This window comes from Aeromonas sp. R1-1 (assembly GCF_040908495.1).
GTDB lineage: Bacteria > Pseudomonadota > Gammaproteobacteria > Enterobacterales > Aeromonadaceae > Aeromonas > Aeromonas veronii.
Genome location: NZ_JBFODV010000058.1, coordinates 1 through 21,511, shown reverse-complemented (window position 1 = coordinate 21,511; position 21,511 = coordinate 1). Strand labels below are relative to the sequence as shown.

General features: G+C 57.1%; 21 protein-coding genes. 11 read left to right on the top strand and 10 right to left on the bottom strand.

Annotation, left to right across the window (positions count from 1 at the left end; all coding sequences use genetic code 11):
* Positions 1–218: 218 nt before the first annotated feature.
* Both AB5Y92_RS03475 and AB5Y92_RS03470 read left to right on the top strand, forming a co-directional pair.
* Positions 219–905, top strand: coding sequence for a hypothetical protein (locus AB5Y92_RS03475; protein ID WP_164536575.1), 687 nt, complete (start codon positions 219–221; stop codon positions 903–905).
* Between the two features lie 27 nt (positions 906–932).
* Positions 933–1,745 carry a hypothetical protein gene (locus AB5Y92_RS03470; protein ID WP_150389313.1) on the top strand — a complete coding sequence of 271 codons (813 nt, stop codon included), beginning with the start codon at positions 933–935 and terminating at the stop codon, positions 1,743–1,745.
* 95 nt (positions 1,746–1,840) lie between these two features.
* Here AB5Y92_RS03470 and cysS read toward each other — a convergent pair whose 3' ends face one another.
* A complete protein-coding gene (gene cysS, locus AB5Y92_RS03465; RefSeq protein ID WP_368225560.1) occupies positions 1,841–3,217 on the bottom strand; it encodes a cysteine--tRNA ligase in 1,377 nt (458 codons plus the stop codon).
* A gap of 212 nt (positions 3,218–3,429) precedes the next feature.
* Between cysS and AB5Y92_RS03460 the strand changes: the two genes are divergently transcribed.
* The 5 genes from AB5Y92_RS03460 to AB5Y92_RS03440 all read left to right on the top strand — a co-directional run bounded on the left by AB5Y92_RS03460 (position 3,430) and on the right by AB5Y92_RS03440 (position 6,369).
* The gene (locus AB5Y92_RS03460; RefSeq protein ID WP_005337417.1) at positions 3,430–3,927 is read left to right on the top strand and encodes a peptidylprolyl isomerase; all 498 of its coding nucleotides are present in this window, start codon (positions 3,430–3,432) and stop codon (positions 3,925–3,927) included.
* On the top strand, positions 3,917–4,714 hold the full coding sequence (locus AB5Y92_RS03455) for a DUF4269 domain-containing protein (RefSeq protein WP_164536573.1): 798 nt from the start codon (positions 3,917–3,919) through the stop codon (positions 4,712–4,714). Before AB5Y92_RS03460 ends, AB5Y92_RS03455 begins: the two co-directional genes overlap by 11 nt.
* Complete coding sequence (lpxH, locus tag AB5Y92_RS03450) at positions 4,711–5,442, top strand: UDP-2,3-diacylglucosamine diphosphatase (RefSeq protein WP_164536572.1); 732 nt, start codon at positions 4,711–4,713, stop codon at positions 5,440–5,442. The genes AB5Y92_RS03455 and lpxH overlap by 4 nt, the downstream gene beginning before the upstream one ends.
* A 254-nt stretch (positions 5,443–5,696) precedes the next feature.
* A complete protein-coding gene (locus AB5Y92_RS03445; RefSeq protein ID WP_005350931.1) occupies positions 5,697–5,873 on the top strand; it encodes a DUF3606 domain-containing protein in 177 nt (58 codons plus the stop codon).
* A 247-nt stretch (positions 5,874–6,120) separates the two neighbouring features.
* Positions 6,121–6,369 (top strand): GlsB/YeaQ/YmgE family stress response membrane protein, encoded by a 249-nt coding sequence (locus AB5Y92_RS03440; RefSeq protein ID WP_005359720.1) that lies wholly within the window; start codon positions 6,121–6,123, stop codon positions 6,367–6,369.
* Positions 6,370–6,435: 66 nt separating this feature from the next.
* On the opposite strand, the gene AB5Y92_RS03435 is transcribed toward AB5Y92_RS03440, so the two are convergent.
* Positions 6,436–7,785, bottom strand: coding sequence for a sensor histidine kinase (locus AB5Y92_RS03435; protein WP_368225562.1), 1,350 nt, complete (start codon positions 7,783–7,785; stop codon positions 6,436–6,438).
* A gap of 49 nt (positions 7,786–7,834) precedes the next feature.
* Entirely contained in the window at positions 7,835–8,509 is a 675-nt protein-coding gene (gene tctD / locus AB5Y92_RS03430; RefSeq protein WP_368225558.1) for a transcriptional regulator TctD, read from the bottom strand.
* Positions 8,510–8,731: 222 nt separating this feature from the next.
* On the opposite strand from tctD, the gene AB5Y92_RS03425 reads away from it, so the two are divergent.
* From AB5Y92_RS03425 to AB5Y92_RS03415, 3 genes are read left to right on the top strand one after another with little or no spacing between them, the layout of a single operon-like run.
* Positions 8,732–9,718, top strand: a complete 987-nt coding sequence (locus tag AB5Y92_RS03425; RefSeq protein ID WP_368225557.1) for a Bug family tripartite tricarboxylate transporter substrate binding protein — start codon at positions 8,732–8,734, stop codon at positions 9,716–9,718.
* 11 nt (positions 9,719–9,729) lie between these two features.
* A complete protein-coding gene (locus AB5Y92_RS03420; protein WP_042082375.1) occupies positions 9,730–10,161 on the top strand; it encodes a tripartite tricarboxylate transporter TctB family protein in 432 nt (143 codons plus the stop codon).
* Between the two features lie 9 nt (positions 10,162–10,170).
* A complete protein-coding gene (locus AB5Y92_RS03415) occupies positions 10,171–11,703 on the top strand; it encodes a tripartite tricarboxylate transporter permease (RefSeq protein WP_019445074.1) in 1,533 nt (510 codons plus the stop codon).
* A gap of 1,133 nt (positions 11,704–12,836) precedes the next feature.
* Here the strand turns inward: AB5Y92_RS03415 and AB5Y92_RS03410 are convergent.
* From AB5Y92_RS03410 to AB5Y92_RS03395, 4 genes are all read right to left on the bottom strand, one after another.
* The gene (locus tag AB5Y92_RS03410) at positions 12,837–13,658 is read right to left on the bottom strand and encodes a hypothetical protein (RefSeq protein ID WP_368225556.1); all 822 of its coding nucleotides are present in this window, start codon (positions 13,656–13,658) and stop codon (positions 12,837–12,839) included.
* A 25-nt stretch (positions 13,659–13,683) separates the two neighbouring features.
* Complete coding sequence (locus AB5Y92_RS03405; RefSeq protein ID WP_201998041.1) at positions 13,684–13,998, bottom strand: hypothetical protein; 315 nt, start codon at positions 13,996–13,998, stop codon at positions 13,684–13,686.
* A 336-nt stretch (positions 13,999–14,334) separates the two neighbouring features.
* A complete protein-coding gene (locus AB5Y92_RS03400) occupies positions 14,335–14,559 on the bottom strand; it encodes an AlpA family transcriptional regulator (RefSeq protein WP_106843448.1) in 225 nt (74 codons plus the stop codon).
* A gap of 344 nt (positions 14,560–14,903) precedes the next feature.
* Positions 14,904–15,899 carry a hypothetical protein gene (locus AB5Y92_RS03395; protein ID WP_368225555.1) on the bottom strand — a complete coding sequence of 332 codons (996 nt, stop codon included), beginning with the start codon at positions 15,897–15,899 and terminating at the stop codon, positions 14,904–14,906.
* A gap of 545 nt (positions 15,900–16,444) precedes the next feature.
* On the opposite strand from AB5Y92_RS03395, the gene AB5Y92_RS03390 reads away from it, so the two are divergent.
* Positions 16,445–17,149, top strand: a complete 705-nt coding sequence (locus AB5Y92_RS03390) for a hypothetical protein (RefSeq protein ID WP_201998042.1) — start codon at positions 16,445–16,447, stop codon at positions 17,147–17,149.
* A 463-nt stretch (positions 17,150–17,612) separates the two neighbouring features.
* On the opposite strand, the gene AB5Y92_RS03385 is transcribed toward AB5Y92_RS03390, so the two are convergent.
* From AB5Y92_RS03385 to AB5Y92_RS03375, 3 genes are read right to left on the bottom strand one after another with little or no spacing between them, the layout of a single operon-like run.
* Positions 17,613–20,417, bottom strand: a complete 2,805-nt coding sequence (locus AB5Y92_RS03385; protein ID WP_201998043.1) for a DUF927 domain-containing protein — start codon at positions 20,415–20,417, stop codon at positions 17,613–17,615.
* The gene (locus AB5Y92_RS03380; RefSeq protein ID WP_201998044.1) at positions 20,414–20,668 is read right to left on the bottom strand and encodes a hypothetical protein; all 255 of its coding nucleotides are present in this window, start codon (positions 20,666–20,668) and stop codon (positions 20,414–20,416) included. The genes AB5Y92_RS03385 and AB5Y92_RS03380 overlap by 4 nt, the downstream gene beginning before the upstream one ends.
* Positions 20,665–21,024 carry a hypothetical protein gene (locus AB5Y92_RS03375; protein WP_042870801.1) on the bottom strand — a complete coding sequence of 120 codons (360 nt, stop codon included), beginning with the start codon at positions 21,022–21,024 and terminating at the stop codon, positions 20,665–20,667. Before AB5Y92_RS03375 ends, AB5Y92_RS03380 begins: the two co-directional genes overlap by 4 nt.
* Between the last annotated feature and the right edge of the window lie 487 nt (positions 21,025–21,511).

The window sequence follows — 21,511 nt, the reverse complement described above, 5'->3', positions numbered from 1 at the left end:
GCTCGCTCGGCGTCCTGCCTCGCGGCCTGGACAAACGGACTCACCTCGGCGAACAACAGGGGCAACACCCGACCCATAGCCCCGAGGAAAATATCAGATACAGGATTCATGCCGATCTGAGATAGAGGTGTAATTCACTTCGTTCATTACATCCTACGATATACACCGATTTCCATTGCATTATTTCCTATCAGACAAGATACATTTTCGAGATTTATATGAGCGACACCCTAATTGATAATTTGAAATCGTTTAACCGAAAAGAGCGGTTTTACCTAATTGGTCAAATGCTGGGAAACCCAGAATTTCGCATGGATGACAACCAGCTTGATAAGATATCAAACCTAATCGGTCTCACTATCCCCAGAAAATACTTTGCTGCAATGGATTACCACCTTGACTGGATCTATGCCAGCTTGTACCTCACTAAAAAAAACACTGCGAGCTGCGTAAAACGCATTTTCATAGAAGAAAATGGAATTGCAATTGACTATCAAATATCAGGCACTCAGGAGGATGTCGATTTTCTTATTGCCTTCGTTGATCACGAAAACACAACCCATATAGTGATGATTGAAGCTAAAGGTGATAGCACCTTTAGTAACGCTCAATTACAGAGTAAAAATGAGCGTTTTAGGGCCATCTTCTATGAGCCAGAGGTTTCAGCTACGCACAGTCATACAAAGTGGAAAAGTGTCAAAGCACACTTTTTACTCTGTAGTCCCAAAAAACCTAGAAAAATTGAGATAACAAATCCAGTTTCATTTATGAAAAGTGATAAATTAATGAATTCTTGGTTAAAGCTGGATATGGGTGAAGATAAAATTAAAGTAACGCGGTGCGGTAAAAATGATAGTGGTTCATACTCCCGCTGGGTGATTGAGAAACGAACAATATCCAAGTGATATCAATTCTAAATAAGGATATACAACATGAATGCTACCATTAACTTCAGTAAAAGTGCTTTTTTTGAATTATTAATGTCTGCTGTTGAAGCATACACAATAAAACATAATGAGAGTAAGGTTATCGCAGTTGAGACATATGCTCACCTTTGGGGTAAAATAAATAAAAGAATGCCATTAACATGTACTGTTAATCACGTGTCAATAGAGACATCAGCAATAAGAAGCAGAAGTTCCGTAAGCACTTACCGTAAGTCTCTAGAAATAAAAAAAGAAATATCAAATATATTTGGTGATGACTACGCCCATATTGGAAGTATGCATACACACCCGTGGATAAAAGGTGAGGAGTATGGAAATGAAATTATCGAAGGCCCAGAATGCATACGAAAAAACAAACTTTTCCATTTAAGTAGCACTGACCATGAATCAGAGTATGGAAGCTATTTTGAAGTTAACGGCAAGAAATTTTCTGTTGCTGTAGTGATGACTCTATTCTCAACGCAGAAAGCTAATGACAAGAAAGATAATTACGTCTGCAATGATGGAACTATAGAGTTTTCTATTGGTAACCTTAAGATTTGGCTGTTCGCTCAAGCATTTCAACACATAGAAAAATCACGTCTTACTCAGCAACAAATTCAGGATTCTTATCGCTTTTATTTAAAACTATCCAACTACACTGACGATGATTTAATTCCAATCCCAATAACTACAGACCTTAATGGTTTAGATATAATGGACTGGGTGCTTTTTAAGCCATTTGGTAGAATTAAAATTGAAGATAATGATGCTGAATATGTTGAAAGAAAATCATCTGAGAAAAGATATTATTATTGACTGACAATATTCACTGAACAAAAACCGCAGCCCAAGGGCTGCGGTTTTTATTGGCGCAACCTGTTGGCACCAGACGCCAACAAGGCCCACCGCCCTTAGGCACGGCGCCAGCTGGTCTTGCCGGCGCTGTCTTCCAGCACGATACCCATCTCGGTGAGACGGTTGCGGGCGGCATCGGCAGCAGCCCAGTTCTTGTCGGCACGGGCCTGATTGCGCTCGGCGATGAGGAGCTCGATCTCGGCAACCTCTTCATCCGCTTCGTCACCTTTCAAGAAAGCTTCGGGATCTTGCTGCAGGATGCCGAGCACGGCGCCCAGCTCGCGCAGACGGGCGCCCAGCGCGGCGGCAACGGCCATGTCTTCACCCTTCTGGCGGTTGATCTCGCGCACCAGATCGAACAGGGCGGAGTAGGCTTCCGGGGTGTTGAAGTCGTCGTCCATCGCTTCCTTGAAGCGCGCTACCTGCACGTCGCCACCGGCAGCAGCAGCCACCGGCAGATCGCGCAGGGCGGTGTACATGCGCTCCAGCGCGGCGCGGGCTTGCTTGAGGTTATCTTCCGAGTAGTTGAGCTGGCTGCGGTAGTGGCCAGACATCAGGAAGTAACGGACGGTTTCGGCGTCGTAGTGAGCCAGCACATCGCGGATGGTGAAGAAGTTGCCAAGGGATTTGGACATCTTCTCTTTATCCACCATCACCATGCCGCTGTGCATCCAGGTGTTGACGTAGTCGCCACCGTGGGCGCAGCAGGACTGGGCAATTTCGTTCTCGTGGTGCGGGAACTGCAGATCAGAGCCGCCGCCGTGGATGTCGAAGTGGTTGCCAAGGTGCTTGGAGTTCATGGCGGAGCACTCGATGTGCCAGCCAGGACGGCCCGGGCCCCAGGGGCTTTCCCAGGTCGGCTCGCCGGGCTTGGACATCTTCCACAGCACGAAGTCGAGCGGGTTGCGCTTGGCATCGACCACGTCAACGCGGGCTCCGGCTTGCAACTGCTCCAGATCCTGACCGGAGAGCTTGCCGTAGTCGGCGTAGGATTCGACGATAAACATCACATCGCCGTTGTCCGCCACGTAGGCGTGCTCTTTTTCCAGCAGGGATTGCACCAACTCGATGATCTCTTCGATGTGCTGGGTGGCGCGCGGTTCGATATCCGGGCGCACCATGCCGAGGGCGTCAAAGTCGGCGTGCATGTCGCCGATCAGACGCTCGGTCAGCTCGTCGCAGGTCACTTGGGTCTCGGCGGCACGCTTGATGATCTTGTCATCCACGTCGGTGATGTTGCGCACGTAGGTGAGGTCATAACCGGCGTAACGCAGGTAGCGAGCGACCACATCAAAGGCGACGAAGGTGCGGCCGTGGCCGATATGACAGTGATCGTAGATGGTGACACCACACACATACATGCCCACCTTGCCCGGGTGGATAGGTTTGAATTCTTCTTTTTGACGAGTGAGTGTGTTGTATATCTTCAGCATCTTCTAACCACTGCCTGTGAGTAAAATGGTTGGTCATAATACCCCGTTCAGGGGCAGAAAACGAGGCAGAAAAGCGGGCCAATCCCGCCTGCCAGCACGGTTACGGCGCCTGAGAGACTATGCCGCCAGCCCCTGATGGGCTAGAATTGCCACCACTTTATGCCATACACCTGCGGGCACTTGGTCGCTCGCATCAAATGAAAGGACATATCATGGTCACTCTGCACACCAATCACGGCGACATCACCCTCACCCTGAACGCTGAAAAAGCCCCGGAAACCGTGGCCAACTTCCTGCAATACTGCCGTGACGGTCACTACGACAACACCATTTTCCACCGTGTCATCGACGGCTTCATGATCCAGGGCGGCGGCTATGCCCCGGGCTTTGAAGAGAAAGACACTCGCGCTCCCATCAAGAACGAAGCGGCCAATGGTCTGTCCAACAAGATCGGCACCATCGCCATGGCTCGCACCATGGAGCCGCACTCTGCCAGTGCCCAGTTCTTCATCAACGTGAACAACAACGACTTCCTCGACTTCAAATCTGCCACCACTCAGGGCTTTGGCTACTGCGTATTCGGTGAAGTGACCGCCGGTATGGACGTGGTCAACAAGATCAAGGGCGTCAAGACCGGTAACTACGGCCGCATCCACCAGGACGTGCCGGTAGAAGACGTGGTGATCACCAAGGTGACCCTTGCTGACTGATCTCTGCCGACTCGGCACTGACAAAACTGCGGCCCCGGCCGCAGTTTTTCCATCTGCCTCCCCCACAGCCAGCCCAAACTGGCGCCGCCTCGACTATCTGGCCCACGGCAACCCGCGCCAGCGCTCGGCCCATGCCCTGCTCACCGCCGGTGTGTGGGATGAGCTGGCCACGCAGTGCGCCGATATGGCGCTGGTGAGCACGCTCGCCATCGGCCTCGATCGGCCGGGCAGTGATCTCGATATCCTCTGCCAGCATCCAGATCCCGCCGAGTTTGCCGCAACGCTCGAAGCTCAAGGTTGGCTGGCGAGCGCCACGGGCGACAATGTCTGGCTGCTGGAGCGCACCTTTCCCTGCCTTGACCAGCACTGTGCTGTCAGCGGTTCTGACAAGAACGAGGCCAGCTGGCCGCTGGAGCTCTACGTTACCCCCGCCCCCATCGAGACGCTAAATGGCTGGCGCCACCTCACCCTGATGGCCGCGTTGCTCGAGCGGTTTGGCGATGCTTTCTACCGCGAAGTGCTGCGCCTGCGCCTTGAAGAGGGACTGAAAGGGGAAGCGGCCATGTGCCGATTGCTGGGGCTGGCGGGCGATCCTTATGCTGCGCTGCTGACGCTGGAGGAACGAAATCTGGCCGAGCTGTCATGGCAGCCGCCATCCCGTGACGGTATGCATACATCCACTGATGCGATGGCGCCCTCAGCGCACTGTTCGTCCGCTGTTGTTTCTACTATCTCTGCCACCCCCGTTTGCCCTGTTTCGACCGAGAGCCCGATCCCCACATCATGAGCACCCTCTTTATCAGTGACATTCACCTCTCTGCCCAGCGGCCCGATATGACCGCGGCACTGGTGCGCTTTCTCGAGCACGACGCCCCCGGCGCCGATGCCCTCTATGTGCTGGGGGATCTCTTCGAATTCTGGATTGGCGATGATGATCCCAATCCGCTCCATCAACAGATGGCCGACGCCTTCTTGGCCCTGAGCCAGCAGAACGTGCCCATCTACTTTATCCACGGCAACCGCGACTTTCTGCTGGGCCAGCAGTTTGCCAAGTGCGCGGGGATGACTCTGCTGGGTGACCCTTGCGTGATTGACCTCTATGGGGAGCGGGTAGTGCTGAGCCACGGCGATCTGCTCTGCACCCTGGATGAGGGGTATCAGAAGTTTCGTCGCATCACCCAGCTCAAGTGGCTGCGCTGGCTCTTTTTGCGGCTGCCGCTCGCCCGCCGTCAGGCCATCGCCTGCAAGATGCGCGGCCAAAGCCAGATGGAAAATGCCCACAAGAGCCAGATCATCATGGATGTAACGCCCGCGGCGGTGGACGACACCCTGCGTGCCCACGACTGCCGGATGATGATCCACGGCCACACCCACAGACCCGCCATCCACGACTTCACCCTCGATGGCCACCCCGCCCGCCGCATCGTGCTGGGAGACTGGTTCGAACAAGGCTCGGTGCTGATCTGCCGCCCCGACGAGCAGCGGCTGGAAATGCGGGCGCTGGCAGAGGCTTGATAGCCCGCCAGTCCGGTTGACCACCAAGCGCCGGCCCCCATCACTTCCCATCGTTCGCGCCATCCGGTTCACTGCCCATCAGGCGCGAGCGAATAAGTGGTGATCGCTCACAGATCAGCAAAGCAAACCTGCACTCCTCCTTCAGTCCCCGGGTTGTGTGAACCCCGTCACCTTGCCCCTTGCCAATTGAGAGGATGATGGCGCTCAGGCAGAAACATCTTTCTCGCCAGCTATTTCAACAAGTTGAGGTTTATATGCCTGACAGCAATGCGGTCGCTCACCCGTTCGATGCCAAGAAGATCAATGTCAACGATCCCTACGAGATGAAGCAGTGGGTCAAAATGTTCGAGTGCACCGAAGTCCAGCTGAAACGGGCGGTCAAAGCAGTCGGCACCTCAGGCAAGGCGATCCGAAAATACCTCAAGAAGTGAGGGTGCAACCCCGTCACAAACCCGGCCCCGCTTGCGGGGCTTTTCTCATCTTGGCCTTTACGTGGGCCATCCCCGCCCCTGTTTGGCGGCGCACATACCGCCATTCAACCGCTCATAACCGGACTGTGCAGCCCGACCAGCACTGGCCGCCGTCCGACAGCTTGTGACCAGCCAGCGCCGTCCGGCCCTTCGCATCCCGGCATCCCTGCCTATAATGCGGGCTCAAACACACAGAGAGGATTAATCCATGGGCTTTATCACCTGGATCGTATTGGGACTGTTGGTGGGTATTCTGGCGAAGTGGATCATGCCGGGTCGCGACGGCGGTGGTTTCTTCATGACTGCCCTGTTGGGGATTGTCGGGGCCATGGTTGGCGGCTACGTGGGTACCCTGCTGGGGCTGGGCTCGGTGACCGGTTTCAATATCCCGAGCATCGCGCTGGCCACCGTGGGCGCCCTTATCGTCCTGTTTGTCTTCAACAAGATCCGCAGCTGACCCCCAACGCCATCTATGTGTAGATAAACAGGGCACCGCGAGGTGCCCTCTCTTTTTTTATCGCCCTCACGATGTTGCCAGCGGCAAGATCAGCCTCACCAGCAAGCCCCCCAGCTGGGTCGCTGGCAGCAACACCACTTCGCCGTGGTGGTAGTGGGCGATATCGCGCACCAGTGCCAGACCCAGCCCCGCTCCCGGCTGTTCGCTCCCCTGCTCGAGGCGCTGGAACGGCTGCCAGACCCGCTCCGCCAGCTCGGGGGCGATGCCGGGGCCGCTATCCTCCACCTCCAGCCAGATCTGCCCGTTGCTTCGCACCACCCGCGCCGTCACGGTGCCGTGGGGCGGGGTGTATTTGATGGCGTTGCCGAGCAGGTTGGCGCACAGCTCCCCGAGCAGCAGCGGCTCCCCCGCCACCATGATGGCGGACTCCTCCCCCTCGTAACCGAGATCGATCCCCTTGCTGCGGGCCTGCGCCAACCGTGACAAACAGGCCTGCTGCACCAGCGCCGTCATCTCGATGGGCTCACGCTGGCGCAGCCCGGAGCACTCGTCCGATTTGAGCCGGGCCAGCAACAGTAACCGTTCGGTCAGGGCGATGGTGTGATCGAGCCGCACGGCCATGGCATCGAGGCTTTCGCTCATCAGGGCCGGATCGCCACTGCCGCGCGCCACCTCAACTTGGGTTTTCAAAATGGTGAGCGGCGTGCGCAGCTGATGGGCGGCATCGGCGCTAAAGCGCTCCTGCCGGGCCACCAGCTGGCGCAATCGGGCCAGATGGCGGTTGAACGCCTGCACCAGCGGCCGGGTCTCCTGCCAGGGGAGCAGGTCGGGTAAGGGGGCGAGATTGGCGGCATCGCGGCGCAGGATCTCCCGCGACAGACGCCGCATCGGGGTGAGCAGCCGTTTGAGCAACAGATAAGCGAGCAGCAGGGTGAGCACCACAAGCGCCCCCTGGGTCAGCAGGGCCGACCAGAGCAGCTGCTCCGCCAGCTGCTGGCGACCGAGCAGGGTTTCCGCCACCGTGATGCGGGCCATGCCGTTGACGCCCCCCTCGCCTACCGGTTGCAGCAGCATCACGGCGCGGATCGGCGCCTCCTGATAGAGCCCGTCATAGAAGTAGGCGAGCGCCGGATAGCGGTCGGTCAGTGGCGTACCGTCCGGCATGGGGGGCAAGTCGTCAAAGCCGGAGATGACCCTATCGTCGATGCCGCGCACCTGATAGAAGAGGCGATCGCGCATGTTGCGCTCGAAGCTGTCGAGCACCACGTAGGGCACATCCACCCTGAGGCTGCCTTCGGCTGCCGTCAGCCGCTCGGCAACGGTGCGGGCCGAGGCGAGCAGGGTGCGATCATAGGCCGAGGTGGCCGCCGCCAGCGCGCCGTAGTAGCTGTACCAGGCAGAGGCAGCCCAAAGGATCAGCAGGGGGCCCCCCAGAAACAGCAGCAGTTGATGGAGCAGGGAGCGACTAATGAGAGGCCTCCGGCGCAGCTTCCAGCAGATAGCCCAGCCCGCGCAAAGTGGTGATCACCACCCCGCTGCCTACCAGCTTTTTGCGCAGCCGGTGGATATAGAGATCGATGCTGTCGAGCCCTACCTCGTCATCGAGGTTGAACACCTGCTCGAACAGCTGCCCCTTGGCGACGGGCCGCCCGTGGCGGTACATCAGCGCGGTCAGCAGCGCCAGTTCGCGCGGAGTCAGGGCAAGGCGGGCATCGGCCAGCAGAAAATAGCCATCGAGATGCAGGGTCAGCCGACCCAGCCGCAACTCGGTACCGCCACTTTCGCTGCGCCGCAGCAGGGCTCGCAGCCGGGCATCCAGCTCCCCCAGATCGAACGGCTTGGCCAGATAGTCATCGGCTCCGGCATTGAGGCCGCAGATCCGCTCCTCCACCGCGCCGCGGGCGGTGAGCAGCAGCACCGGCACCCCCTGCCCCCTACTGCGCAACCGGCCGAGTACCGCCAGCCCGTCGAGCTTGGGCATCTCGATATCGAGCACCGCCAGCGAGTACTGTTCGTGGCGCAGCAGGTGGTCAGCCTGAGCCCCGTCAGCCACCCAATCCACCGCGAAACCGGCACTGGTGAGTGCCCGCGACAGCCAGTGGGCCAGTTCGTGATTATCTTCCGCCAACAGCAAGCGCATCCCTCTCCCCTTGTTCCTAACCACGGCATTCAGCCGCACTGCTTCAACTGCATCCCTTCGTCACTGCCAGTACAGGAGAAGGTGAGATCAAGGTCACACTCCCGGCTCTTGGTCAGCGATTGAAAGGTGAATGAAAGGTTGTTGTTTTAACAATTTAGCATCACTTCGTCTATCGACGGAGTCACACCCAGGAAAAACAACGACAAGATGGAGCACACAACCATGAAGCAACGCACACGTCATGCCTTCGCCCTGCTGACCCTGCTCGGCGCCCTGCCACTGCAGGCGGCCGAAAGTGCCACGACCCCGAGCCGTACCGAATGCATCGCACCAGCCAAACCGGGCGGTGGCTTCGATCTCACCTGCAAGTTGCTGCAGGTGAGCCTGCAGGAGACCGGCACCATCGACAAGCCGATGCGGGTCACCTACATGCCGGGCGGGGTCGGCGCCGTGGCCTACAACGCCATCGTGGCCCAGCGCCCTGCCGAGGCGGGGACCGTGGTCGCCTTCTCCGGCGGCTCCCTGCTCAACCTCTCACAGGGTAAATTTGGCCGTTACGGGGTGGATGATGTGCGCTGGCTGGCGGCGGTAGGGACCGATTACGGCATGATCGCGGTGCGCCACGATGCCCCCTATCAGAACCTCAAGGAGCTGGTGAGCGCCATGGAGCGCGATCCCAACAGCGTGGTGATCGGCGCGGGTGCCTCCATCGGCAGTCAGGACTGGATGAAGACGGCGCTGCTGGCCAAACAGGCCGGGGTTGACCCTCACAAGATGCGCTACGTCGCCTTTGAAGGGGGCGGCGAGCCGGTCACCGCGCTGCTGGGCAACCATGTGCAGGCGGTCTCCGGCGATTTGAGCGAGATGGTGCCCTATATCGGCGGCGACAAGCTGCGGGTGCTGGCGGTGTTCTCTGCCGAGCGGCTGCCCGGCAAGCTGGCCACCATCCCCACCGCCAAGGAGCAGGGTTATGACCTGGTGTGGCCGGTGATCCGCGGCTTCTATGTCGGCCCCAAAGTGAGCGACAGCGAATACCAGTGGTGGAAGCAGACCTTCGATCAGCTGGTGAAGACCGACACCTTCAAGGCGCAGCGGGATCTGCGCGGCCTGTTCGAGTTTGACCTCACCGGCGAGGCCCTCGACAGCTACGTCAAGGAGCAGGTAGCGCAATATCGCGAGCAGGCCAAAGCCTTCGGTCTGGCCAAATAGGAGCCGCAGCCATGAGCGATCGCATCTTCGCCGCCATCTGGCTGCTGCTCTGTCTGGCAGGCGCCGCCATCGCCTGGCAGATCCAGAGCGAATACAGCTATGAGCCGCTGGGGCCGCGCCCCTTCCCGCTCGGCATCATCGGCCTGATGGCGCTCTGCGCCCTGTTGCTGCTGCGCCGCCAGCCGGACACCGTTACCTGGCCGCCGCTGCGTACCCTGCGCCACCTCGCCATCATGGTGGTGGCGCTGGCCGGGTACGGTGCCAGCTTCGAGTGGCTGGGCTTTCCGCTGGCCACCACCCTGCTCACCTTTGTACTGGGGCGCCTGTTTGGCGCCTCTGCCAAGGCTGCCCTGCTCTCCGGCGTCGTCGGCGGTCTGGTGCTCTATCTCGCCTTTGACCGGCTGCTGGATGTCACCCTGCCCCTCGGCGTCTGGTTCTCTTAAGGAGTCAATATGGATACCTGGATGTACCTCTCCCAGGGCTTTGCGGTGGCACTCACCCCGGAAAATCTGGTGATCGCCCTCATCGGCTGCTTTGTCGGCACCGTAGTCGGCCTGCTACCGGGCCTTGGCCCCATCAACGGGGTCGCCATCCTGTTGCCGCTGGCTTTTGCCCTGAAATTGCCCCCCGAATCGGCGCTCATTCTGCTCGCCACCGTCTATATCGGTTGCGAGTATGGCGGGCGGATCTCCTCGATCCTGCTCAACGTGCCGGGGGATGCCGCCGCCATCATGACCGCGCTGGATGGCTACCCCATGGCCCAGCAGGGCAAGGCGGGAGTGGCCCTCTCCATCTCGGCGGTCAGCTCCTTTGTCGGCTCCATGCTCGCCATCGGGGGGATCATCCTGTTCGCCCCGGCGCTGGCGCGCTGGTCCCTCGCCTTCGGCCCGGCGGAGTATTTCGCCCTGATGGTGTTCGCCATCGCCTGCCTTGGCAGCATGATGAGCCAGAACCCGCTCAAGTCCTTCATGGCGGCACTGATTGGGCTGGGGCTCGCCACCGTCGGAGTGGATGCCAACACTGGCGTCTATCGCTTCACCTTCGACAGCGTTCACCTCTCGGACGGGGTGCAGTTTATCGTGGTGGTGATCGGCCTCTTCTCGGTGAGTGAAATCCTGCTGATGCTGGAGCACACCAGCGGTGGCGGCAAGCTGGTGCGCACCACCGGACGGATGCTGTTCAACTTCAAGGAGCTGGTCCATTGCACCGGCACCATGTTGCGCTCCTCCACCATCGGCTTCTTCGTCGGCATTCTGCCCGGCGCCGGTGCCACCATCGCCAGTGCCATCACCTACATGACCGAGAAGCGACTGGCGGGGCCCAATGCCAAATTCGGCGAAGGGGACATTCGCGGCGTGGCCGCGCCGGAGGCGGCCAACAACGCATCGGCCTGTGGATCCTTTATCCCCATGCTGACCCTGGGGGTGCCGGGGTCGGGCACCACGGCGGTGATGATGGGAGCGCTGACCCTCTATAACATCACCCCCGGCCCCACCATGTTCACCGAACAGCCCGATGTGGTGTGGGGACTGATCGCCGCCCTCTTGCTGGCCAACGTCATGCTGCTGGTGATGAACATCCCCATGGTGGGGCTCTTTACCCGCATGCTCTCCATCCCGCTCTGGTTTCTGGTACCCGCCATCGCCAGCGTCTCGGCGGTGGGGGTCTATGCGGTGCACAGCACTACCTTCGATCTGCTGCTGATGGTGGCCCTCGGGGTCTTTGGCTACCTGCTGCGCAAGATGCACTTCCCCATGTCACCGCTCATTCTGGGCTTCGTGCTGGGTGAAATGCTGGAGCAGAACCTGCGCCGCGCCCTCTCCATCAGCAATGGCGACACCGCCATCCTGTGGAGCAGCGGCATCAGCCAGACCCTGCTGGTACTGGCCATTGCAGTGATCACCCTGCCCCCGCTGGTACGCCTGCTGCGCCGCCGCAAAGCCGATCCGCTGATCCCGGACGCCCGCCCGGAGCAGGGAGCCTGATCCGATAGAAAGATGACGGGATATATTGATATAAAAGGGCGAGATCTGAACGATCTCGCCCTTTTTAACAGACCGCATCCATCTGTCACTAACGGTATAAAAACATCCAATATATCAACGCTAATCGCCCCGCGTTCTCTGACACCTCAAGAGTCTCAAACTGACGTCATTCAACCAGTGTTATGAGCAAGCCGCTACGTGACAAGGAAATATTCAGACTGGCCGCTGTATCCCTTGTTCTAGATCTGTATTCCCCACCGAGTCAGGGGGTGGCAAGCCTGATAGTGAGCTTGAGCTGGCAATTAAACGCCGCAGGCTCTACCGGACTACACCTGTGTGGCTCAAATGTGGACTCGGAGGAAAAAGAAAAAGGCCACTATTTCTAGTGGCCTTTCGTAACTCTTTGATTGCTTGAATTAATAACTGGTGCCGAGGCCTCTATCGAATTTCAACAATAAACAACTGATTTACCATGAATTGTTGAAGACCTAAAAGCACTGATACCCCCAAAAGTACCCCCATAAATGAAATGCTTGTGGACACCGCAATGCCAAATACAAACATGACGCAACCCTCAAAACAGATAAAACCACGTTCAAATTCGTGATTTTGACCTCTCTTGACGCAACCCATCCCCAACCACCTGATCAGAGCGACGGAAAGTGAAAGATTTTGAAGGATTCTGAAGGATTTCTTCGAGGGTGTTTTCACTATCCCGGCCCAGATATGGCGCGGCGTGAACCCAATCTGTCATGTGAACGATTTTCAACACATAAAGCGGGCAGGCGGGGCGGGGTTCCGATTGCGCGCCAGCGGTGCAGACCAAGTTCGGTAGGCTTCTCCAAGCCACTCAGGATACAGGTGCAATAGCCTAGGCATGGTATGGGCGATCAACGCTGTCGAATCAACAGCGGGCTACTCATGCGCTCTGGTGCAAATCAATAAAGGCCCGTCATGTGGCGAACTGGATTGCAGTCAGCGCTAGGTCAGGTCGAAATGTCTACATGCAGCAAATTGCTCCCGAAGAAGTTCTATGTGTTTTGGTAGCCAAAGAGGTACTGCTCTTGATATTTGATGGCGAAAAAAAGCCCGCGCTGGGCGGGCTCAATGCACACTGCGTGCGAAAACCGGAGTCATGCCTCTCGCAAATTATTACTGCGGGCCAACATTGCATCCGGCGACCAGTTATCACGGCTTGCCTGCACTGCAGATTTGGGTTCTTCCGTTTGATCCATGCGCCCGGCCTGTTTTGCACTAGCACTACTTTTGGCTGCTGGGCTGCCGACCAAATCAAGACGGATCAGATTGCTCGGCGGAATACGCTTAATCTCTTCCATGACCACCGGATCCAGTTCCGGGTCAGTATCTCTCCAGATTGGCTCAAGCAACTCAACCACCAATGATTTCACCATATCGAGCGGGTGGACTTCTGCTGGCTCTATCAGGCCGGGGGTAGTAAATACAGTATTGGTATCATCTTGCAAGAATGAACCGATGGCCGCCTTCTGTCTGCCTCTGGATACTAATCTGGCCAGCATTGGCAAGAGTGGAGCCAAGGCTTCGCGGGCTTCATCCAAATCACTGGCGATCAACTCATCCAGATAGGTTTGTGCAAGAGCGGAACGTTGCTTAAGGTGCTGGCGCCACAACGCCTGCCCAGAACATGAGCGCTCAAATGCACCGCCTTCTAACTCTTCGGCAACGACCTCCATGTCAGCCAACTCACTCTCAAGTGACGAGATATGAGTAGACAGCTGGCGATACTCTTTTTTGTTCGTGTTTCCCTGGGCGATCGCCGCTCGCCGGAGCTCACGCCCCCTCTGGATATCCTGTTTGATTTCATCGATACGTGTGGTGCTGATACAGGTCAGCAACCGATGCTCGCCTTCATGCCACCCCATATATTCACGATGCGCTTGTTGGGCTACTTGTACTAAATCGGTGATGTTATTCATTTCCGGTCTCCAAATCGGGGGCAATTCAGCAATCTGTTTCGGTCAGGTGTTTCAGGTCACTAGTTAGGCGTTCCACGTTTTCAGCCGTGAAGTTCATAACGCCAGCCAGGCCAGTGGATACAGACCCCAACTGCTGCGACAAACTGAGCAGCATCTTTTCGTCACGCAGTTGAAGCGGGGTCTTTGCCAACTCACTGGCATTGGAGGCATATTCGCGTAGTTCGCTGTTGGTCATGCCATCCAGGTTATCCAGCAACACGGCCTCCTGTTGCAGAGTCAGCTTGGGCAGAGTGGCAAAAATGCGACCGCAAATGGCGCCATGATTAAGCGGCTTGGTCATGATTTTCTCTCCAGTGGTTGATGGTGTTCTTGACGAGGATTTGGGCGGTTCGATTAGGCTGCTGTCGCAAGATGTTTTGACCTGAAGCACTCAAGACGACCACCCCACAGGTGTGTTCGGTAAGGTAGTGCCAAGGGTCTAACTTAGCCTCGGATTGAGCCGGTAAGGCGACTTTCGCCAGTTCACTGCGGAAGATCGTCAGTAGCAGTCCTGCCTGTTCAGGAGAAAGCGGTCCTGCTATGTGCAATACACCACACACAGCCTGGCAAATCGTTAACCAGGTCGAGCCGGGCTGGAAGATCCCGCCTCGGTCATGTGTCGTGGTGATTGGCATGATCAGACAACACTTCCAGCATGGGCGGCTTCCAGCTTCGCAAGATCGATCCCATGCAGCTTTAACGCAGGTTCAATTTCGGCACGAATGAAGCGGTGCCGGCCATTGCGCCCGAGGCGAATTGGGCGCGGTAATTCTCCACGTTCAACCATGCGGTCAATCGTGTCGTGACGGCATCCAATAAGGATCGTTAGCCTTTTTCGTTCGATAAATACGGAATCTGACATTTTGCATCCCTCGATGTTTTTAATGCCTTTGAATGTTGCAACGACTCTGGTGCATACAGCGACCTTGCCCGGGTGTGTGGAGAGGCTACACACCCACGGATGATGCTGTTGATTGCTTTACGAAGGTTGCAATGGTTTAGGCAGGGAAGCGATCAAGTGCTGTTGTAAAACCGCCGTATACAACGGCGGTTTTCACTATCCCGGCTATAAGCGATGATGCGGTGGTATCAAACGAAATGTGAGCGACAGCCAGTGTATCCACTGTCAGATACACTGGCTGGCTCAGAGATTGCTGCGGGACTGGTGAGGTGGGAAGCCAAATCGGGTTATCGGTGATCGGATCACTATGGATGCAGGTCAAGCCCGAGTGCTTGGTTAACTTTGTTGGCTTTTTTGACTGCCTTTGCAACCGGATAGAGGGCTTGCTGGATCTCGGTGGCGAGCGGGCGCAGTTCCGCCAACGCCGCAATCGCGGTATCTGCTTCAGCCTTTGGTTCGACGGCCTGGGGATCTCGAAGAATCGCCGCAAATGCGGCTAAGATAGGTGATAAAATCCCCCTCATCCGCGCTTCCGCCTCGGTTACACTCTGCTTGGCCCAGCGTTCGGCTCGAACAACCTTTGCCTCTACCATCTTGACCTTCAGCAAAGACGCTTCGATGCGGGCCTGAGCCAGCGCCTCGGCCTCCCTGACTCTTTCGGTCACCTCAAGCATCCGGTGCTCTATCATAGCCTCATGAGCAGACAGTGCGGCCAATTTGCTCTCTGCTGCATCGATCTCTGGCGTGCGTAGGAGTACCGCCTCCAGCATCGCTTCACGCTGGGAGGCATTGTGTTGAGCCCCGTACAGCGCAGCAGCCTTCGTCGCGGCCAGTAGCTGATCTTTTGTGTAGAGCGGCTCGCCCCGTCCCAACAATCCGGCTCGGTGCTCAACCTCTTGCATGGAGATGATCTGATTAATTTTCCCCATGGTTGGCCCTTTCGGCCTCGCTGCCCCAATAAGTGCAGCATGAGCAGACAACGCCCGCTGTTCGGCGTTCCACACAGCCCTCGGCAGTCGCCGCCGACGTGGGCCAATCCGAGCAAGCCCAAAGTCTGCCGACACAGAATAGATCTCATCCTGCCACGCTCTCATGGCCTGATTGAACGCGAGACGTTGCAATCCCTTTCGCTCCCCTCGCGAAGCTGAAGCCCGCGCAGCTGCCACACCAGGATGTACTGCACCGAACGATTCACCTGGTAGTGGTACCAGATAAAAATGGATGTGCCGATACCGTTCATCACTATGCTCGACCACCGATTTTAGCCTGTCACCATGCTTGGTTTTCAGATACCCGATCATTGCGTCACGATACCCTGGCCAGAGCTCATCTGGCAGGTTCTCCGGGACACTGACCACACCAGCACCTAAACACAGTCCGTCAATCCTCAGCTTACGCCCTCGCGGGTCTACGGCCTGCTCCGCCCATGCGGTGGCCTGCTGTACGGCCTCCGATGGCGTTACCCCAAACCGTTGGATCGGCGGCTTAGGGTCTTTGACATGTGGATGGGCGCCAGGTCTGCGCTCAGCTTCATCCGCTATCTGCTGGGCTGACAGTACCCGCCCCGTCTTTGTCTTCCCGCCTTGTCGTGCATACCCGTCAATGTGTGCAAACTGATATCCCGCCATACCTGACCAGCCTCCCCCTGCTTGTTCTCATTCCACGTTACTCCAAAAGCGAAAATGAGTCGGCGAAAACTTACGCATAGTGACCGACTTGGCTTATGCGCTTGAGTCCTTCGTCCTCTTCGGCATAAGCGTCGGCCCTGCGGGGCTAGGGAACGGCTCGCAAACACAGGGAGGTGTAGATATTATCTACAGTGATTCAATGGCTTAAGGACTGATTTATGAGTGAGATTAAGATTCCTCGCGATGAGTGTGATGCCCTCAAAGCGGTTGAGACTGACTTGTTGGATAAACTCATCGAGCAGTGCCTCTACGATGAAGTCCCGGATGCGTTGAGAGATCTCCAACTCGAATACTGTGGGCCGTATGTATCTTCACATTTCCGCCAGTATGCAAATGCCCTTGCTGAGTACCGCAACGCTAAAGCAGCAAAGAAGCGTTCGGATACGGAGTCTCGTGCGCGTCGTGCCGGTAATTATTTGGCCAGTGCCGTTCAGCAGATGAAACGCCAAGTGGAAATACAAGAATCCGAACAACAGTTTTTCGATATTGACGACCTGATCAGGGAGCCCTATCAATTCAGTGAACGCATGACTGTTCGCGTCAGTTACCGCTGGCGCAAGACACTTCAGGATGAATGGGCATCCGGCAGCATTACTTTTTTCCACCACGCACATTTACAACCTGACTACGCAATGCCACGCCAAAACCGGAAACCTAGCGCCGCCAGATTGGTGCAAGATCGACAGGATAAGTTGTTTAGCGAATGGGAACATCTCAAAAAACTTGGGCTCCAGTCGGTAAAGCAATATTTCAGACAGGGTGGTGATGGTTCTGCAATCCCGCAAGAATTCCAAGTGGTAACTGACCCTTACTCTCGGGTATTGAATAACTACAGTACCGACTTCTGGCGTGTGCAATCTTGAACGCAGTTGCTCCCCCAACGATCGATAACCCCAAACAGGCCAGCCAGAGAAAGGAGTTGACGAACAACCACACTTTTTGTTATTCGCGCACGCACACATGCATGTGTGATGTAAAAACGATGGGAACAGTGGAAACATGGGAACATTTCCCGCTAACCCGCACCATGACTGGGTTTCTCTGTTCCCACAATCGCTGGAAGGTGTGGGAACAAAGGGAACATGGGTTGGGAACATTTCCGACTTGTACCCACTGTTCCCAATCTGTTCCCACGAAACTTTGTGAGTGTGGGAACATTAGTATCACTTGCTGGATAAGGCTTTGAAGGTCATTTATCTATCTTGTTCCCACTGTTCCCATACTTTTTCTTAAATCCTTCCTGTGCGCGCACATGCGCGAATAGCATGACAATCTGGAAAAAGTAAAGGGCCGCGCGATGGCGACCCCTTATTTTCTTCTGGCTGGCTATTCGTCTTCCGGCCCATCAGCCTCATCGGCTAGCACTCTCTCAGTCAGCATGTAGATCCAGACCGGTGCGCTGCCATCCCTCAGACGGATCTTGCGCTGGACTCGTTTTCCATCATTCGAGGGCAACAGATAGCCCGCCTCCAAACAAAGCTGGGCCACCCGCTTGGGATCCCGACCGATGGTGATCTCTTTCCAACCAGAGGGCAGCACGATAAAGCTCACGCCATCAGTATCCTTCTTGCGATAGCCGACCATATTGGCCGGGCGATGGGTGTGATCGAACCAGTCGGCAAAGCGGCTATTCTGATGCGCAACCACAAAGCCGCGCACCTGCTCCAGGGTTGCCTTGTCTTCCTTGTTGCCCAGATGCCCCCGTTCATCCAACCATGCCTTGAGGCATACCCGCACAGCACGGGTAGCTTCACCTTGGGGCCAACCGGTGATCCCCAGTTCAGTGGCCAGCTCACCCGCTGCGGCCACTATGGCAAAGCGATTGATAGCCCGCCCGACCTGATTACCGGCCCCTGCGGGGGTCAGTTCGACCGCCAGACGCTTGATCTCCGCCTTCAGGCGCTCCTTGTATGCATCCAGTCCTGTTGCCAAGGTCTCGATGTAGGCCCGAAATGCGGTGCCGTATTCGTGCTTACAGGCCTCGTTGAGGGCATCGGCAAAGGAGCGCCCGTCTGGTTGGTTGTGCAGTTCCTCAAACGCACCATGCTTACCGGTGCTACTCGGGATCTGGATAGTACGCACTTCCATCCCAGCTTGAGTGCGCTTACCCGCTTCGGCGGCATGATCTTCTAGGGATAGTTCACCCGTGGAGAGAAACAGCAACCGCCACGCCTTGCGCTCTTTCAGCTCACCATCCTGCTTGCTGCGACCCTTGCCTTGGCCATTCGCCAGCATGTAGGCCACTTGTCCAGCTTCCCGCCCGTCCAACTCGCCCAGTTCGTCCAGACACAGCAAGGCATCGTTACGCCGACTGGCGATCCCCTCGATGGCATTGCCAGTCGCCCGCCAAGTGTGACAGTAGCGATCGGGCTGCCCATAGATGCTGGCGGCAGCCTTCATGATGGTGGACTTGCCATCGGTACTCTCGCCCTTGAGATGGAAACCACCACCTTCCAGCCCCACCAGTGACAACAGGGGGGCGGCGAAGGCCAGCGACAAGGCGAAGCAAAGGCGGGAGTTACCAACGGCCATTGCAGCGATCTGGCGCTGCCAGTCGGCCAGCTCCCCCGAACTGGTGAAGTCGCTACTCAGATAGCCGGCTGATTGCAGGATCACCTGCTCAGCATCCGGCCCGATTCCCCCACCAGGCAGCACATAGGCTTTGCCGTGCCAGCCGGTACGTTCGACACAGGTCACCCTCCGCTCGGGTTGGCTCATCATCAGATAAATCGCCAACTTGTCGAGCTTCTTGAGGTTCACAAAGGGCAAGCCGCCATTGAGTAAGGACGCCAGCGCCTCCTGGCCACCACGGTGGACCAACATGCTGACCGGCATCGCCCATTGCCGGGTACGGCCAGCCCGATCCTGCCACTCCAGCAAGCGCCCTTGGCCATACCCCGCCTCATCAGAAGTTTCGGCAACCACCCGAAGCTCAGGGGAAATCAGGGTTTCCTCCTGCCTACCGTTTTGTCCAGAGCCAACCCATTCGTGCACGTAGAGCATACCGTCCCGGATCTCATAGCCCTCAGGCAGTTCCTCACCATCAATTGGTTGATCATGCTCGCCTTGCACATCTGGCACAGAATGCAATGGGATCACTTCGGCTCGCAGCCCTTCCTTCTGGCTGGCGCCTTGCTGCTGGGTCTGTTCAATCTGGCTCATGATGGCTCTCTTGGTCTCTTCAAGCCCATTGGCCTGGTGATAGTCGTTCCAGTCGCCTGCAGTGGGCGGTAGTGCTACCACAGCCCCCACGGCAGCGGCAGCTTGCTCAGCTTTGGTCTTGCCCGGGTTGCCCGTCGTGGTGGCATCGTTGTCTGCGGCAAGCCATAATCGGCAAGGTTGCAAGGGGTCATCCATCCCCCTCACCACCTGAGCGATGGCCAGCAGGTTACCCGCATCCATGGCGCAGTAGACAGTTGCCCCGGTCGCCAGATGCACTGATAGCCCAGTGGCATAGCCCTCGCAAACAGCCACTAGGGCACTGCCTGAGATCCGGTGGCAAGCAGCCTGCTTCTGGCCACCGGCAAGGTAGTGCCTCACCCCGTCATGACGGATCAGCTGCACGTTCACCAGTTCGCCGGTCTCGTTGTAGAGCGGTACCACCAAGGAGCCAGCGGGGAACGCCTCTTCCCCCACTCGGATCAGGGTGCTATTCAACAGCCCATTGGGCCAGCTCAAGCGTTTATGTGCCAGATAAGGGGATTGGCCAGGCTTGCAGTCGCGCAGGATATCTGCGGCGCGTCTGGCGGCTTTCTGGCGCTTAATCTGCTGCTGTTGTTGCTCTGCATCAGCCTGCGCCCGCTGTTGTTGCTGCAATTGCTCTCGGTCAGCATCTGATATGACAACATGGGAAAAGCCAAGTACCCCTGCAACCAGGTCCGCAGCATCCTTCGGCAACTTACCGGTTACACGGCGGATCAGATCCAGCCCGTCACCCGCGCCACACTGGCTACAGATCCAGGTACCACGCCCGCCCTTGTCATCGAGCCGAAAGCGGTCTTTCCCACCACAAGCCGGACAAGGCCCATGCTGCTTACGTGGCGGTACCGTCACCCCCAGATTTGCCAGCAGTTCGGGCCAGTGGCCACAGGCCGCGGCGGCCACGTCAGAAACGAATGTTGCCTGGCTCATGTATCACCCCCCACCAGAACGGTCACCAGTTCATTGAAAGCGCGTTCATCCAGCCCAGCCTTCAGCTGGCGGGCCTGTTTGGCGGTAACGGCCCCCGCCATACCGCTGGTGCTGGCAATGAACTCATCTCGCTGCCGACGGCTGGCAAAGGCACTCAGACAGCCCGCTTGTGAGCGTTTGCCGGTCTTGGGGTTGGCTGGGCCTGTGAATGTGGGTTGTTGAGCCACTGGAGCCCATGCGTAATAGGTCATACACCCTCCCTGCGCTTGGCCAGTTCGACGGTCTCAAACTCGGCAAGGACCGGGGCGAGCAGCACACTGATCACACACGGCTCGATATGGGACTGATTGCCATTGAGAACCTTGAGCAGGACGGAGGCATAACGATTGATCCGTTCAGCAGGGTCCTCCAGCGGTGTCCCGGCACAGCACGCCTCCAATTCATCAAGCTGGGTCTGCAATGGATGCAGCAGATCGGAGAGCTCCAAATAGAGCATTCTTTCGGTATTGGACTCACAGATGCAGCTCAAAGCAGAAGCGAGCAGTGCAGACTGCTCAAACAGAGCCTCAGCCTGAATCACCTGGCGAGTTCGAATGGTGCGTTTCATGCTGCAACCCCCTTGCTCGGGGTGCGGGACAAAAACACTAGGGGTAGACCGGCCAGCGCAGACCGGGCTTGTGTTTCGCTGTTGGCAAAGGCGGAAATGATGCGGATACGGCGTAGGTCTGCCAAGCGGCAGGTACGGGAATGCTGGATCAAGAAGGTGTAGATCATGGCCTGTACTCTCTCGTGGTTTAGTGAGTCGGCCATGCTGCAAATGAGGATGCGGCATGGCGTCAACTACCTCCACGAGAAGGCGGGCCTTATTCACCCTTGCGGGCTTATTGGGGCCTCTCAACCATACCGCAAAAGCGGATACACTCCCGCCGTGATCGGCGTGAATGTGAAGTTCATCTGTGCGACAGCCTAGGGTAGTAGCCCAAATGGCAGGCACAAAAAAAGGCTATGTCCCAATTACGTGTTGCATGGGGCGCCCCAGCGCCTCATGCAAACATGTTTTGATATTTACGCCTTTTCCGTAACGCTCCAGCATC